Annotated in this window: 16 protein-coding genes; 14 read left to right on the top strand and 2 right to left on the bottom strand. The window is 65.9% G+C overall.

All coding sequences use genetic code 11. The features are described from left to right. The first annotated feature begins 17 nt into the window (after nt 1–17). The 4 genes from BM019_RS29610 to BM019_RS29595 are packed head-to-tail and all read left to right on the top strand — an operon-like array spanning nt 18 to nt 3889. A complete protein-coding gene (locus tag BM019_RS29610) occupies nt 18–1532 on the top strand; it encodes a TolC family protein (protein WP_092422515.1) in 1515 nt (504 codons plus the stop codon). Further along, on the top strand, nt 1516–2118 hold the full coding sequence (gene cysC, locus BM019_RS29605; RefSeq protein WP_092422512.1) for an adenylyl-sulfate kinase: 603 nt from the start codon (nt 1516–1518) through the stop codon (nt 2116–2118). Before BM019_RS29610 ends, cysC begins: the two co-directional genes overlap by 17 nt. Next, complete coding sequence (locus BM019_RS29600; protein ID WP_092422509.1) at nt 2115–2906, top strand: aspartyl/asparaginyl beta-hydroxylase domain-containing protein; 792 nt, start codon at nt 2115–2117, stop codon at nt 2904–2906. Before cysC ends, BM019_RS29600 begins: the two co-directional genes overlap by 4 nt. Further along, nucleotides 2894–3889 carry a sulfotransferase family protein gene (locus BM019_RS29595; RefSeq protein ID WP_092422506.1) on the top strand — a complete coding sequence of 332 codons (996 nt, stop codon included), beginning with the start codon at nt 2894–2896 and terminating at the stop codon, nt 3887–3889. Before BM019_RS29600 ends, BM019_RS29595 begins: the two co-directional genes overlap by 13 nt. Here BM019_RS29595 and BM019_RS29590 read toward each other — a convergent pair. Both BM019_RS29590 and BM019_RS29585 read right to left on the bottom strand, forming a co-directional pair. Beyond that, the gene (locus tag BM019_RS29590) at nt 3855–4613 is read right to left on the bottom strand and encodes a slipin family protein (protein ID WP_092422503.1); all 759 of its coding nucleotides are present in this window, start codon (nt 4611–4613) and stop codon (nt 3855–3857) included. The genes BM019_RS29595 and BM019_RS29590 overlap by 35 nt on opposite strands. Nucleotide 4614: 1 nt before the next feature. Next, the gene (locus BM019_RS29585; RefSeq protein WP_092422500.1) at nt 4615–6000 is read right to left on the bottom strand and encodes an NfeD family protein; all 1386 of its coding nucleotides are present in this window, start codon (nt 5998–6000) and stop codon (nt 4615–4617) included. A gap of 223 nt (nt 6001–6223) precedes the next feature. On the opposite strand from BM019_RS29585, the gene BM019_RS29580 reads away from it, so the two are divergent. The 10 genes from BM019_RS29580 (at nt 6224) to BM019_RS29535 (ending at nt 13714) form a co-directional block, all read left to right on the top strand. Then, nucleotides 6224–6685 carry an aminoacyl-tRNA deacylase gene (locus tag BM019_RS29580; RefSeq protein WP_062824058.1) on the top strand — a complete coding sequence of 154 codons (462 nt, stop codon included), beginning with the start codon at nt 6224–6226 and terminating at the stop codon, nt 6683–6685. Nucleotides 6686–6964: 279 nt separating this feature from the next. Continuing rightward, nucleotides 6965–7210, top strand: a complete 246-nt coding sequence (locus BM019_RS29575) for a DUF2789 domain-containing protein (protein ID WP_009041599.1) — start codon at nt 6965–6967, stop codon at nt 7208–7210. Nucleotides 7211–7272: 62 nt separating this feature from the next. Beyond that, nucleotides 7273–7518, top strand: a complete 246-nt coding sequence (locus BM019_RS29570) for a type II toxin-antitoxin system Phd/YefM family antitoxin (RefSeq protein ID WP_062824057.1) — start codon at nt 7273–7275, stop codon at nt 7516–7518. After that, nucleotides 7508–7789: a type II toxin-antitoxin system RelE family toxin gene (locus BM019_RS29565; protein ID WP_085533249.1), complete on the top strand. Its 282-nt coding sequence runs from the start codon at nt 7508–7510 to the stop codon at nt 7787–7789. The genes BM019_RS29570 and BM019_RS29565 overlap by 11 nt, the downstream gene beginning before the upstream one ends. 131 nt (nt 7790–7920) lie before the next feature. Then, on the top strand, nt 7921–8349 hold the full coding sequence (locus BM019_RS29560) for a MarR family winged helix-turn-helix transcriptional regulator (protein ID WP_085533251.1): 429 nt from the start codon (nt 7921–7923) through the stop codon (nt 8347–8349). Then, nucleotides 8346–10430 carry an FUSC family protein gene (locus tag BM019_RS29555; RefSeq protein ID WP_087092318.1) on the top strand — a complete coding sequence of 695 codons (2085 nt, stop codon included), beginning with the start codon at nt 8346–8348 and terminating at the stop codon, nt 10428–10430. The genes BM019_RS29560 and BM019_RS29555 overlap by 4 nt, the downstream gene beginning before the upstream one ends. Continuing rightward, nucleotides 10427–10636, top strand: coding sequence for a DUF1656 domain-containing protein (locus BM019_RS29550; RefSeq protein ID WP_007932080.1), 210 nt, complete (start codon nt 10427–10429; stop codon nt 10634–10636). The genes BM019_RS29555 and BM019_RS29550 overlap by 4 nt, the downstream gene beginning before the upstream one ends. Continuing rightward, a complete protein-coding gene (locus tag BM019_RS29545) occupies nt 10633–11529 on the top strand; it encodes an efflux RND transporter periplasmic adaptor subunit (protein WP_092422497.1) in 897 nt (298 codons plus the stop codon). The genes BM019_RS29550 and BM019_RS29545 overlap by 4 nt, the downstream gene beginning before the upstream one ends. Continuing rightward, nucleotides 11526–12977, top strand: coding sequence for an efflux transporter outer membrane subunit (locus BM019_RS29540; protein ID WP_092422494.1), 1452 nt, complete (start codon nt 11526–11528; stop codon nt 12975–12977). The genes BM019_RS29545 and BM019_RS29540 overlap by 4 nt, the downstream gene beginning before the upstream one ends. Before the next feature lie 92 nt (nt 12978–13069). After that, a complete protein-coding gene (locus BM019_RS29535; RefSeq protein ID WP_037004411.1) occupies nt 13070–13714 on the top strand; it encodes an NADH:ubiquinone oxidoreductase subunit N in 645 nt (214 codons plus the stop codon). The last annotated feature ends 99 nt before the right edge of the window (nt 13715–13813 follow it).

The raw sequence follows: 13813 nt of genomic DNA, 5'->3' as shown, positions 1-13813 counted from the left end.
CCAGGGGCGAGACAAGGATGAATAAAAGTCAGAAGTTGTTCGGGGTCAGCTTGTTGGCGCTGATGGTCAGCGGTTGTGCCGTCAGCAGTAAACCGATCGAACGCAGTGCCAGCGAGCAGCGCGCCAGGAGCGACCTGCACAGCATGTACAAGGACCAGGAGCCGCTGAGCGGCCCGCTGACCCTGCACCAGGCCATGGCCCGGGCGGTGAAGTACAACCTTGAAGGCCGCTTGAAAATCATGGAAGAGGCCCTGGCCAAACGCCAGCTGGACCTCGCCAGTTTCGACATGCTGCCGCGCATGGCCCTCTCCGCCGGCTACGTGGGGCGCAACAACGTCAGTGCCTCCAGCAGTCAGAGCGTGGAGACCGGCACCCAGTCCCTGGAGCCGTCGACCTCCCAGGACCGGGACCGCAGGGTGGCCGACCTGACCATGGTCTGGAACGTGCTGGACTTCGGCGTCAGCTACATCAACGCCAAGCAGCAGGGCGACCAGCGACTGATCGTCCAGGAGCGCCGGCGCAAGGTGATCAACACCATCGTTCAGGACGTGCGCTCGGCCTATTGGCGGGCGGTGGCGGCCGAACGCCTGCTCAAGCAGATCGACAGCCTCATGGGCCGGGTCGAGCAGGCCCGCGACAATAGCCAGAGCATGAGCCAGCAACGCATCGGCGACCCGGTGCAGGCCCTGGCCTACCAGCGCTCGCTGATCGAGGCCACGCGCCAGCTGGAGGAGCAGCGCCGGGCGTTGTCCCTGGCCAAGACCGAGCTGGCGACCCTGATCAACCTGCCGATGACCACCCACCTGACCCTGGCGACCAGCGACGATTACCCGGTGCCGGAACTCAAGGTCGATATGGCCCGCCTCGAGCACGAGGCGCTGACCAGCCGGCCGGAGCTGCGCGAGCAGGATTACCAGAGCCGCATCAGCGCCGCGGAGACCCGCAAGGCCATGCTGCGCCTGCTGCCGGGCCTGGAGTTCTCCGCCGGCGGGCATTACGACAGCAACTCGTTCCTGGTCAATGACAAGTGGGCCGACTACGGGGTGAAGGTCACCTGGAACCTGTTCAATGTGCTGTCCGCGCCGGCGGCCATCGACACCGCCAAGGCCGGAGAAGACGTCGCCGCGGCCCGTCGCCAGGCCATGTCGATTGCCGTGCTGGCCCAGGTCTACGTGGCCAACGCCAACTACCGCGACGCCTTGCGCCAGTTCAAGACCAGCCAGGAGCTGGCGGACATCGACGGGCAGATCGTCGGCCAGCTGCGCAACCGCTACCAGGCCAACAGCATCGGCGAACTGGACCTGATCCAGGGCGAGCTGAACACCTTGCAGGCTGACCTGCGGCGCGACCTGGCCTATGCCGACCTGCGCAACGCCTACGGGCAGATCTTCGCCAGCGCCGGCCTCGACCCGCTGCCCGACGAGGTGCAATCGACCCAGGTGCAGTCCATCGCCACGGCGCTGGCCAGCCGCGAGGCCGACTGGGCGGCGGGCAACATCAGCACGCCGGTGGCCCATGCCCAAAGACAATAACCTGCAGGCCCCCCAGGCCAGCGTCAGCCGCGCCCAGCGCGAGGCGCGCAACGGCCATCGCGGCGTGGCGATCCTGCTGACCGGCCTGCCGGCGGCGGGCAAGTCGACCCTGGCCCAGGCGCTGCAGGCCGGGCTGTTCCAGCACGGTCGGCAGAGCCTGGTGCTGGACGGCGATGCCTTGCGCGGCGGCCTGAACCGCGACCTGGGGTTCGCCGAGGCCGACCGTCGGGAAAACATTCGCCGCGCCAGCGAGCTGGCGGCCCTGCTGGTGGACAACGGGCAGATCGTGATCCTGGCGATGATCGCCCCGCTGATCGAGCAGCGTGAGCTGTTCGCCCGGCGCCTGGGCGAGGACTACCTGGAAGTCTGGTGCAGCGCCTCGCTGGCGGTCTGCGAGCAGCGCGATCCCAAGGGCCATTACGCCCGCGCCCGTAGCGGCGAGTTGCCGGGGTTCACCGGTATCTCGGCGCCCTACGAGCCGCCACGGGCCGCGCTGGAGCTGGACACCGGCACCCAGTCGGTCGAGGACTGCCTGGGGCAATTGCTCGGCTGGCTGGTCGAGCGCAAGGTGCTGCCGGCCTCATGAGCCGTCCGGCGTTCGCCCGCCTGCCCGTCAGCGTGGACCTGCCGCGGCTGTTGCGCGCCCTGGCGCGAATCGACGCAAGCGCCTGGCAGGGCCACTTCAACGGCGATTATTACGAGGGCGACTGGAGCGGCGTGGCCTTGATCTCGGCGCTTGACGCGCCCTCCGAGCTGGCGCCGGGCAAGGGCCTGCCGGTGCAGCGCGAGCCCTGGCGGCAGGACCCGGACTGGCAACAGGCATTGCGGCACCTGCCCTTGCGGATCGTCTCGGCGCGCCTGCTGCGGTTGGGGCCGGGGGCGCGCATCCATGAACACCGCGACTACGACCTGGGCGGCCCGGACGCCGACCTGCGCCTGCATATCCCGCTGTTCAGCCCGCCGCGGGTGGATTTCCTGCTCGACGGGCAGCGCATGCCGATGCTGGCGGGAGAGTGCTGGTTTCTCGACCTGTCGCGCGCGCATCGGGTGGATAACTACGACACTCAGGCACGTATTCATCTGGTACTCGACTGTCGCCCCGACCCTTGGCTGGAACAGGCGATTGCCGACGGCGCGCCGACCACCCCGGCACCTGGCCTGGGCCGCGCCGCCCTGGACTTCGCGCGGTTTTGCCGACTGCTTGAAGAGGACATCGCGCTGTGCCAGGCCTTGCAGGCGCTGACCGATAGCGAAATCTTCATCGAGCGCACCCTTGCCCTGGCGGCCGAGCGTGGCCTGGCGTTCACCCGCGAAGACCTGCGTTCGGCCATGCGCCAGGGGCGGCGTCTGTGGAATGAACAATGGATGGCCTGAACCTGCACGGCTGGTTGCCGATCCGCCTCTGGCAGCCGGGTGGCGAATGGCGGGTCGACTGGTGCTGGTTCGGCGACAGGCCGCTGTCGCAGCCGTTTTTCCGCGAGGCGGTCGAGGAAGCCCTGCGCCTGCCGTTCAATCAGGCGTTCCGCCGCCAGACGCCTTTGTCTGCCCTGACCGAATGGCGTCAACGCAGCCCGGGCCTGGCTCCCAGCGCCTTTATCTTTCATGCCTCGCGCTGCGGCTCGACCCTGCTCAGCCAGATTCTGGCCTGCCTGGACGACCATATCGTGGTGTCCGAACCGCCGCCGCTGGATGCCCTGCTGCGCGGCTCGCTGGCCCCGCAGGAGCGGGCTGCCGCGCTTGTGGGCCTGTTGTCGGCCTATGGGCAGGTACGCCGTGGTACTGAGCAGCGGTTGGTGATCAAGCTCGATGCCTGGAACATCGGTGAGCTGCCGCTACTGCGCCAGTGCTTCGCCGATACGCCGTGGCTGTTTGTGTATCGCGACCCGCTGGAGATCGCCGTGTCGCATCTGCGCCGGGCCGGCATGCACATGACGCCGGGCCTGATCGGGCCCAGCGCGTTGGACGACGGCGAGCCTTTCCTGGACCGGGAAAGCTGGGTCGCCCGGCGTCTGGGGCGTTTGTTGCGGCTGGGGTTGGAACACTGCCGCGAACACCATGGCCTGGCGCTGAACTACAGCGAACTGCCCGCCGCCATGGACGGCCACCTGGGCGATTTTTTCGGCCTGGGCACCGAGCAACGCCGGGCGGCCTTCGCCCGTATCGGCCAGCACGCCAAGCAGCCGGCGCAGGCCTTTGTCGATGATCGCCAGGGCAAGCAGCAACAGGCTTCAGCGCGGCTGCGGGAGCAGCTGGAGCAATGGGCGCAGGCGCCTTACGCGGCGCTGGAACAGTGGCGCAGCAGGGCGGTGCCGCAATTGCGGCTCAGCTCTTCGGCGACAAGTCCGCCATGCTCTTGAGTAGTTCGATGGGCAGCGGAAAGACAATGGTCGAGCTCTTGTCGCCGGCAATCGCGCCCAGGGTCTGCATGTAACGCAGTTGCATGGCGCCGGGCTGGCGGCCGAGCATTTCGGCGGCCTGCATGAGCTTTTCCGAGGCCTGCAATTCGCCTTCGGCGTGGATCACCTTGGCCCGGCGTTCGCGCTCGGCTTCGGCCTGTTTGGCGATGGCGCGGATCATCGATTCGTTGAGGTCGACGTGCTTGATCTCGACGTTCGCCACCTTGATGCCCCAGGCGTCGGTCTGGGCGTCGAGCACCTGCTGGATATCGGCGTTCAGGCGTTCGCGCTCGGCCAGCAGTTCGTCCAGCTCGTGCTTGCCCAGCACCGCGCGCAGGGTGGTCTGGGCCAGTTGGCTGGTGGCCATGAGGAAATCCTCGACCTGGATGATCGCCTTCTGAGCGTCCAGCACGCGGAAATACAGCACGGCGTTGACCTTGACCGAGACGTTGTCGCGGGTGATCACATCCTGGGTCGGCACGTCGAGCACCACGGTGCGCAAATCGACGCGGACCATCTGCTGGACGACCGGAATCAGCAGGACCAGCCCCGGCCCCTTGACCCTCCAGAAGCGCCCGAGCTGGAACACCACCCCGCGCTCGTATTCGCGCAGGATGCGAAACGTCGAGACCGCCAGCGCCAACAGCAGCGCCAGCAGCGCGCCAAAACCCAATTCCAGACCCATTTCATCCTCCTCGCGGCGCGGCCTCGGCCGTCGCCACTTCCAGAAGCAGCCCCTTGCGCGCCACTACCCGTACCAGTTGTCCGGTTTGCAGCGGCGTTGCGCTCAGGACCTGCCAGTGTTCGCCCTGCAACAGCACCCAGCCGTTGTAAGGGTTGCCCGCTTGCACCGCGGTGATCGCCGTGACACTGCCCACCAGCCCCGCGTCGCCGGCCACCTGCTGGCGCTGTCGTGCGCGCAGCGCCATGCTCGCCAGTGTCGCCAGGAGCAGCGCGCTGATCACCGCCAGGCCGACGATGAGCGGCAGGGGAATGCCATAGCCCGGGACATCGGTGTCCATCAGGATCACCGCGCCGACGACAAAGGAGACGATGCCGCCGAAACCGATGACGCCGAAGGTCGGTAGAAAGGCTTCGGCGACCATGAAGGCGATGCCCAGCAGGATCAGGGCCACGCCGGCGTAGTTCACCGGCAGCAGCTGCAAGGCGTACAAACCGAGCAGCAGGCAGATGCCGCCGAGTACGCCGGGCACCGCGGTGCCCGGGTTGACGAACTCGAAGAACAGCCCGTAGATGCCGATCATCATCAGGATCAACGCCACGCTGGGGTGGGTGATGACCGACAGCAGTTGGGTGCGCCAGTCCGGGTCGTGATGGATCACCGCCGCCCCCAGGGTATGCAGCTGCACCGCCTGGCCGGCGGCGATGAGGAACTTGCCGTCGAGTTGCCTGAGCAGGCCGCTCAGGTCATCGGCGACATAGTCGACCACCTTCAGCTTCAAGGCTTCCTGGGCCGGCAGGCTGACGGCCTCGCGCACGGCCTGTTCCGCCCATTCGGCGTTGCGTCCGCGCAATTGCGCCAGGCCACGGATATAGGCCGCGGCGTCGTTGATCTGTTTGTGGCTGAGGGTGTCGGTGTCCGGCTCCGGGTTCTTGTCCGAGCGTGGCGCGGCGGGCGGGTTGCCGCCCGGGTCGGGCTGCCCCGGCATGCCGACCCGCACCGGGGTGGCGGCCCCGAGGTTGGTGCCCGGGGCCATGGCGGCGACGTGGCTGGCATACAGGATGTAGGTGCCGGCGCTGGCGGCGCGGGCGCCACTGGGGGCGACGAAACTGGCCACCGGCACCGGGCTGGCGAGGATCGCCTTGATGATCGAGCGCATCGAGGTGTCGAGGCCGCCCGGGGTGTCGATGCCCAGCACCACCAGTTGGGCGTGCTCGTCGGCGGCCTTGTCCAGGCCGCGCACCACGTAGTCGGCGCTGGCGGGGCTGATCACATCGTTGACGGTGAGCACCACCACCGGCTTCACGGCCTGGGCGTGCCCGGTCGGCAGGCCGATCAGCACAGCCAGCAGCAGCCCCTTCAGTGTCGCCCGCCACCCACGCTCGTTCATTCGACCCTCCTGGAGAGTCATGTGCCTCGGTTGCCAGCCGTTCGCTGGCTTTGTCCTTGAGTCTAGTAGAGCGTGGGATTGAGCAAATTTTGAGCAGCCTCTTGCTCGCGTGCCGTTCGGAAGTTCGTCAGTGGGTGAGGGCGGCGCGGCCTAGACTTTGTGAAGGGAGTGACAGTCGTTAACCCATAGTCCTGCAAAGCCGTTCAGGACACCGAGGTGCATCATGCGTATGGCAAGAACCGTGCAACGCAGCCTGGAACAGGCGCATTGCGATTTTGACGTGGTGGCTCATCCACATTCGTCGAGCAGCCTGGAGACCGCTCGGGTGGCGGGAGTTCCCGCCGAGCGCGTGGCCAAGTCGGTGATCCTCGACGACAGTCACGGCCACTACCTGATGGCCGTGCTGCCAGCCAGCCGCCACCTGGACCTGAGCAAGGTGCGCGGCAGCAACGAATGGCAGATCACCCGGGAAAGCACCCTGGCGCATCTGTTCAACGATTGCGAACGCGGCGCGGTACCGGCCCTGGGCGAATCCTATGGGCTGGACGTGGTGATCGATCCGCTGCTGACCCGGCAGAAAGACATCTACCTGGAAGCCGGCAACCACAACAACCTGGTGCATCTGAGCATGGACGAGTACCTGAAAATGGTGCCTCATGCCGAGGTGTGCGAGGTCAGTTACTAGGGTCTGTACGAAAAGTCGGCGAGCGAAGGTCAGGCAAGGCAAAAACAGGCGAGGAAGCGGAGTTTAGGGGCCTAAATGAGCATTCCGAGCCTGTTTTTAACGCAGCATGGCCGAGCGCAGCCACTTTTCGTACAGAGCCTAGCGCCGTCGGCGTATGTACCCACCTTTCACGAGCAAGCTCGCTCCTACAAAAATGCTTGTTTTCTGTAGAAGCGAGCTTGTTTGCGATCGACTGCGCAGCAGTGGTTCAACCAACACCCAACCCATTCAGGAGCCCCCATGGAATCCCCATCCCACAGCCTGCCCGCCCTGTTCAAACAACTCGGCCTGCCCGACGACCCCGAGGGCATCGACCGTTTCATCGCCACCCATTCGCCGCTCAAGCCGGAACTGCACCTGGCGGATGCCTTCTTCTGGACCAGCAGCCAGGCGGATTTCCTGCGCAACGAGATCCTCGACGACGCCGACTGGGCGGAAGTGGTGGATCAGCTGGATGTGTTGTTGAGGAAGGGGCGGGGTGTTTGAGGCGCGAATTGATGTTGCCCTGGAAATAGACCAGAATTAAGACCAAATTAGAGGTCTTAATCATGCAAAGCGTATTGGCTGATAAAGCTGTCAGCGTGTCTGAACTGAAAAAAAACCCCTCGGCTGTCCTGAGCGGCGCACACGGTGGTCCGGTTGCGGTGCTCAATCACAACCGGGTCATGGGCTATATGGTCCCGGCCGACGTGTTTGAAGCCATGATGGAGCGTCTTGACGATCTTGAACTGGCGGAGATTGTCCGTGCCCGTCGGCACGAGACCCCGGTCCCGGTAAATCTGGATGACTTATAAGCTCCAGTTTCTACCTTCGGCGCGCAAGGAATGGGACAAGCTCGGTCATACCCTGCGCGAGCAATTCAAGAAGAAGCTGGCCGAGTGCCTGGAAATGCCACGGGTGCCCGCGGATGCCCTTCACGGCATGGCGGACTGCTACAAGATCAAGCTCAAGGCCTCTGGCTATCGCCTGGTTTACCAAGTGATCGAGGATCAGGTGGTGGTTTCGGTGGTGGCCGTGGGCAAACGTGAACGCAGCGCCGTGTATGAGCGGGCACGAAAGCGCTGAGGTATTTTCCGGTTAATGGTCATTCAATTGTTTCAAAACTTGACTGAGATTATCCCCCCATGCACCATTGATAGTTAGCAAACTAACAGTGTGCGAACCTTCTTTTGCCCGACTCTCTCGAATCACTCCAGATGAATATCAGCAGTGGCATGGTGGTCGCCGCCCGACATTGGCGGCGGATCTGCCAGAGCACGCTGGTCAACTATGGAATCTCCGAAGCCTGCGCCGTGCCCCTGCTGATGATCGGGCGCCTGGGCGAGGGCGTGCGCCAGGTGACGGTGGCGCAGGCGGCGGGGATGGAAAGCCCGTCCCTGGTGCGCCTGCTGGACCAGCTGTGCAGCGCCGGCTACGCCTGCCGTACCGAGGACCCCCACGATCGCCGGGCCAAATGCCTGAGCCTGACCGACACCGGCCGCGAGCTGGTGCAGTCGGTGGAAGCCGAGCTGGTGCGCCTGCGTCGCGAGGTGCTGGAAGGCATCACACCCGCGGACCTTGAGACGGCGCTGAAGGTGATCCGCGCCTTCGAGTCGGCTGCCCAGCCGTCGGCGGTGCCTTCTTGAGCGGATTCTTTACCGGCGTGCCGCCGGCGCGCGACTGGTTCTACGGCGTGCGCACCTTTGCCGCGTCGATGATCGCGCTGTACATCGCCATGCTCATGCAGATGCCGCGTCCGTACTGGGCGATGGCCACGGTGTACATCGTCTCCAGCCCGTTCGTCGGGCCCACCAGCTCCAAGGCGCTGTACCGTGCGATCGGCACCTTGCTCGGCGCCTCGGCGGCGGTGCTGTTCGTGCCGATGTTCGTGCAGAGCCCCTATCTGCTGGTGGTGATCATCGCCCTGTGGACCGGGATCCTGCTGTTCCTCTCCCTGCACCTGCGCACCGCCAACAGCTATGCGCTGATGCTGGCCGGCTACAGCCTGCCGCTGATCGCCCTGCCGGTGGTGGATAACCCGCTGGGGGTGTGGGACGTGGCGGAGGCCCGCACCGAGGAGATCTTCCTCGGCATCGTCTGCGCGGCCGTGATCGGCAGTATGTTCTGGCCACGGCGGCTGGCGCCGGTGTTCGTCGATTCGGCGGGCAAATGGTTCGCCGATGCCTCCACCTACAGCCAGCGCTTTCTCAGCCGCAACGTGCAGCCCGAAGAGGTCAGCGCCTTGCGCGCGTCCATGGTCGCCACCTTCAACAGCCTGGAGCTGATGATCGGCCAGTTGCCCCATGAGGGCGCACGCCCGCAGACCGTGCGCAATACCAAGGAATTGCGCGGGCGTATGATTCACCTGCTGCCCGTGGTGGACGCCTTGGACGATGCCCTGTACGCCCTGGAGCGACGTACCCCGGAGCTGGTGGAGCAGTTCGCGCCGCTGCTGGCCCAGGCCGGGCAATGGCTGGAAAGCACCGCCCAGGGCGCGTCGGTCGAGCGCTGGCAGGCCCTGCGCGGCCAGCTCGAAGCGCTGCAACCGGACGCCGAAGCCCTCGACGACCGGCGCCAGCTGCTGTTTTCCAACGCGCTGTACCGCCTTGGCGAGTGGATCGACCTATGGCAGGACTGCCGCAGCCTGCAACACGCCATCCAGTGCGAAAGCCAGGACATCTGGCGCGCGGTCTATCGCCACTGGCGCCTGGGCCGCCTGACGCCATTCCTCGACCGCGGGCTGATGCTGTATTCGGTAGCCTCCACTGTCCTGGCGATCATCGTCGCCTCGGTGCTGTGGATTCTCCTGGGCTGGACCGACGGCGGCAGCGCGGTGATCCTCGCGGCGGTGGCCTGCAGCTTCTTTGCCTCGATGGACGACCCGGCGCCGCAGATCTACCGGTTCTTCTTCTGGACCGCGATGTCGGTGCTGTTCGCCAGCCTCTACCTGTTCCTGATCCTGCCCAACCTGCACGATTTCCCGATGCTGGTGCTGGCCTTCGCCGTGCCGTTCATCTGCGTCGGCACCCTCACGGTGCAGCCGCGCTTTTACCTGGGCATGCTGCTGACCATCGTCAACACCTCGTCCTTCATCAGCATCCAGGGCGCCTACGACGCCGACTTCCTGAGCTTCGCCAACTCCAACCTGGCCGGGCCCATGGGCCTGCTGTTCGCCTTTGTCTGGACCCTGGTCGCCCGGCCGTTCGGCTCGGAACTGGCGGCCAAGCGCATGACCCGCTTCAGCTGGCAGGACATCGTCGGCATGACCGAGCCCGCCAACCTGGCCGAACACCGCCATCTGGGGGTGCAGATGCTCGACCGCCTGATGCAGCACCTGCCGCGCCTGGCCATGACCGGCCAGGACACCGGCGGCGCCCTGCGCGAAGTGCGTGTCGGCCTGAACCTGCTGGACCTGCTGGCCTATGCGCCGCGGGCCCAGGGCAACGCGCAGGTGCTGTTGCGCCAGGTGGTGGCCGAGGTCGGCGCCTACTTCAAGGCCTGCCTCAAGGCCGGCGAACGCCTGCCGGCGCCGAGCGGCCTGCTGATGACCCTGGACCGCGCCCGTCGCACCCTGGATGCCCACAGCCAGGACGACCGCGAAACCCGTTTGCATCTGCTGCACGCCCTCAGCGGCCTGCGCCTGGCCCTGCTGCCCGGTGTGGAGTTCGTCGGCGGTGGCGAGCTTGAGGAACCGCTGCCCCATGGCATCGATGGAGCGCCTTTATGATCGGTGACCTGGATATCAGCGGGGTGTTCCTGCCCACGCTGCTGGTGCTGATGGGCCTTACCTATGGCTTGTACCTGGTGGTCCACGGGCTGCTGACACGCCTGCATTTTTATCGCCTGGTCTGGCACCGGGCTTTGTTCAACGTTGGTCTGTACGCTTTGCTGCTCGGCGCCGTGGACTCACTCAGTCGATACCTGATGACATGAAAAAACCTTTATTGACCATTGGCCGTGTGGTCCTGACCTTGCTGGTGGTGAGCTTCGCGGTCGTGGTGGTCTGGCGCATGGTGATGTACTACATGTTCGCGCCCTGGACCCGGGACGGGCATATCCGTGCCGACATCGTGCAGATCGCCCCGGATGTCTCCGGGCTGATCCAGCAGGTGCAGGTGCGCGACAACCAGTTGGTCAAGTGCGGCCAGGTGCTGTTCAGCATCGACCAGGACCGCTTCAGCCTGGCCCTGCGCCAGGCCAAGGCGTCCCTGGCCGACCGCCAGGAAACCCTGGCCCAGGCCCAGCGCGAGGCCAGGCGTAACCTCGGCCTGGGCAACCTGGTGCCGCGCGAGCAGCTGGAAGAAAGCCAGTCCCGCGTGGCCCGCGCCCAGTCGGCCCTGGCCGAGGCCCAGGTGGCGGTGGACAGCGCCCAGCTGAACCTCGACCGTTCGGTGATCCGCAGCCCGGTGGACGGCTACGTCAACGACCGCGCGCCACGCACCCAGGAATTCGTCACCGCCGGGCGCCCGGTGTTGTCGGTGGTGGACAGCAACTCCTTCCACATCGATGGTTATTTCGAGGAAACCAAGCTCGACGGCATTCATATCGGCCAGGGCGTCGATATCCGCGTGGTCGGTGATCGCGCGCGGCTGCGCGGGCATGTCGAAAGCATCGTCGCCGGCATCGAGGACCGCGATCGCAGCAGTGGCTCCAACCTGCTGCCCAACGTCAACCCGGCCTTCAGCTGGGTGCGCCTGGCCCAGCGGATTCCGGTGCGCATTGCCTTCGACGAGGTGCCGGAAGACTTCCGCATGATCGCCGGGCGCACCGCCACCGTGTCGATCATCGACGATCAGGCGCAAAGCCGGTCGGAGCCGGGGCAATGAACAGCGGCCTGCGTTTAGCCACGGCCGGGCTCGGCTTTTTGCTGCTGCCAGCCTGCCAAATGGTCGGCCCGGACTATCACCTGCCGGACGACGCGGCGCTGCACCGCGGCGATTTGCAGGGCGAGCTGGCCGGATCGAGCGACAAGGTGGTCTCGGCGCCAGTCCCGGCAGACTGGTGGCGCTTGTACCAGGACCCGCGCCTGGACCAGCTGGTGCAGCAGGCCATGGCCTCCAACACCGACCTGCGGGTCGCGGCGGCCAACCTGGCGCGGGCCCGCGCCCAGGTCGACGAGGCCCAGGCGGCCGGCGGCTGGAGCGGCGGGGTCAAGGCCGGGGTCGAGCGCTTGCAGGAGTCCGGCGAAGCCTTCCTGCTGCCGGAGAAAGTACCGGTGGCCAACGTCGGTAACCTGTCCGTCAGCACCTCTTATCAGTTCGATTTGTTCGGCACCCTGCAGCGCGGCATCGAGGCGGCCCAGGCCAACGCCGATGCCACCCAGGCGGCGGCCGACACCGCGCGCATCACCCTGGTGGCCGACGTAGTGCGGGCTTATACCCAGGTATGCGCGGCCAATGAAGAGCGCGAGATCGCCGAGCACTCCCTGGATCTGCAGGCCCAGAGCACCGCGCTGATCCAGCGCCTGCGCGACGCCGGGCGTGGCGACGAAACCCAGGTCACCCGGTCGCAGACCCAGTTCAAGTCCCTGCGCGCCGAACTGCCGCGCTATGAAGCGGCGCGCCAGGCCGGCCTGTTCCGCTTGTCGATGCTCCTGGCCAAGCCGCTGAACCAGTTGCCGGCCGGCACCGACAGCTGTGCCGAGCTGCCGCATATTGCGCAATTGTTGCCGGTGGGTGACGGCGCGACCCTGCTCAAGCGCCGCCCCGACGTGCGCCAGGCCGAACGGCGCCTGGCCGCGGCCACCGCCGATATCGGCGTCGCCACTGGCGCGCTGTACCCGGACATCAGCATTGGCGCGACCGTCGGCACCGTGGGCATTGTCGACAACCTCGGCAAACCCTCCACCAACCGCTGGGGCTTCGGCCCGCTGGTCAGCTGGACGGTACCGGCCAACGGCGCCCGCGAACGCATTCACCAGGCCGAAGCCGCCAGCCAGGGCGCCTTGGCGCATTTCGACGGGGTGGTGCTCAACGCCATCCGCGAAACCCAGACCGGCCTGGCCCAATACAGTGCCCAGTTGCAACGTCGCGACGCCCTGGCCGAGGCCGAGCAGTCGGCGCGGCAGGCCGCCGACCAGACCCATCGCTTCTTCCAGGCCGGCCGCGAGTCGTTCCTCGCCGACCTGCAGGCGACCCGCACCTATACCGACGTACGGGCCCAACTGGCCGCGGCCAACACCCAGGTGGCGATGAGTCAGATCGACCTGTTCCTGGCCCTGGGCGGTGGCTGGGAAAGCGGACGAACGCAAGCCTCGAACCCCGCCAAACCCTGAGGCCGTTGCTATGCTTTGAACAGTTGGCTGAGCACCTTGCGTCCAGTGCTCGGCCAGCGGTCTGGCACGTGATGGTCATGGGGATTCCAATAATGAAAAACCCTTATGCTCTCGGCTTCTGGTGCGCCATCGTCGCACTGGTGCTGCTTTCTGCGACTTATTTCTACGGTGTCATGCTGGCGCACCAGATCGACAAGGCCATGATCTTTCTCGACAGCGCCAGCGCGCTGATTGCGGTGAGCGCTATCGTTTTCGTGGCCTGGACGTCGTTCCAGACCCAGAAAATCAAGAAAAGGCAGCTGGAGCAGGGCAAGACCCTGGTCGCGATCTGGGACACCAAAGTCGCCCTGCGCCGGGTCGAGACGGTGTTCGACCGTTACTTCTGGGGCAGTTACTGGCAGCCGGGGCGGACCTTCCAGGAAGTCATGGGCGAGTTGACCGGCACCCCCCTGGAAAAAAGCCTCGAAGCCCTGAAAAAACAGTGCGTATTACTGGATAAACAGGCCGCCGACGGTCGCCACTGGCTGAACAATGCCCGCGAACTGTCCGATGTCGCTGCCGCCATGGCCCGCGAACGCTATCAACTGGATTTCTGCGACCCGCGTTCGGAAACCCCGGGCGGCGCGGTGATCAACCGCGATTTCGAAGTGCTGGTCTACACCTGGACCGCGCGCCTGAAAAGCTTCGATCACCAGCTCGACGCGCTGGAAGTCGAATACTCCGAACACGCCACGTAGCCATGTAGCCGCTGCCGAGCCCGCGAGGCTGCGAACGGTTTGGGCGGCACTCCGACGCAGCAACCGCAAACCCTGAATCCGCGATCTGCCTGAAGAAAC

This window comes from Pseudomonas sp. NFPP07, from assembly GCF_900115645.1.
GTDB classification, from domain to species: domain Bacteria; phylum Pseudomonadota; class Gammaproteobacteria; order Pseudomonadales; family Pseudomonadaceae; genus Aquipseudomonas; species Aquipseudomonas chlororaphis.
The sequence above is the reverse complement of the archived record's forward strand: the minus strand, read 5'-3'. Positions and strand labels throughout refer to the sequence as shown.

Excerpts from the sequence above, each read along its gene's own strand:
- BM019_RS29570 (WP_062824057.1), top strand. The coding sequence starts at position 7,273 with ATGCAAAGCGTATTGGCTGATAAAGCTGTCAGCGTGTCTGAACTGAAA.
- BM019_RS29565 (WP_085533249.1), top strand. The coding sequence starts at position 7,508 with ATGACTTATAAGCTCCAGTTTCTACCTTCGGCGCGCAAGGAATGGGAC.
- BM019_RS29590 (WP_092422503.1), bottom strand. The coding sequence starts at position 4,613 with ATGGGTCTGGAATTGGGTTTTGGCGCGCTGCTGGCGCTGCTGTTGGCG.
- BM019_RS29580 (WP_062824058.1), top strand. The coding sequence starts at position 6,224 with ATGCGTATGGCAAGAACCGTGCAACGCAGCCTGGAACAGGCGCATTGC.
- BM019_RS29545 (WP_092422497.1), top strand. The coding sequence starts at position 10,633 with ATGAAAAAACCTTTATTGACCATTGGCCGTGTGGTCCTGACCTTGCTG.
- BM019_RS29595 (WP_092422506.1), top strand. The coding sequence starts at position 2,894 with ATGGATGGCCTGAACCTGCACGGCTGGTTGCCGATCCGCCTCTGGCAG.
- BM019_RS29535 (WP_037004411.1), top strand. The coding sequence starts at position 13,070 with ATGAAAAACCCTTATGCTCTCGGCTTCTGGTGCGCCATCGTCGCACTG.
- BM019_RS29540 (WP_092422494.1), top strand. The coding sequence starts at position 11,526 with ATGAACAGCGGCCTGCGTTTAGCCACGGCCGGGCTCGGCTTTTTGCTG.
- cysC (WP_092422512.1), top strand. The coding sequence starts at position 1,516 with ATGCCCAAAGACAATAACCTGCAGGCCCCCCAGGCCAGCGTCAGCCGC.
- BM019_RS29610 (WP_092422515.1), top strand. The coding sequence starts at position 18 with ATGAATAAAAGTCAGAAGTTGTTCGGGGTCAGCTTGTTGGCGCTGATG.
- BM019_RS29575 (WP_009041599.1), top strand. The coding sequence starts at position 6,965 with ATGGAATCCCCATCCCACAGCCTGCCCGCCCTGTTCAAACAACTCGGC.
- BM019_RS29560 (WP_085533251.1), top strand. The coding sequence starts at position 7,921 with ATGAATATCAGCAGTGGCATGGTGGTCGCCGCCCGACATTGGCGGCGG.
- BM019_RS29550 (WP_007932080.1), top strand. The coding sequence starts at position 10,427 with ATGATCGGTGACCTGGATATCAGCGGGGTGTTCCTGCCCACGCTGCTG.
- BM019_RS29600 (WP_092422509.1), top strand. The coding sequence starts at position 2,115 with ATGAGCCGTCCGGCGTTCGCCCGCCTGCCCGTCAGCGTGGACCTGCCG.
- BM019_RS29585 (WP_092422500.1), bottom strand. The coding sequence starts at position 6,000 with ATGAACGAGCGTGGGTGGCGGGCGACACTGAAGGGGCTGCTGCTGGCT.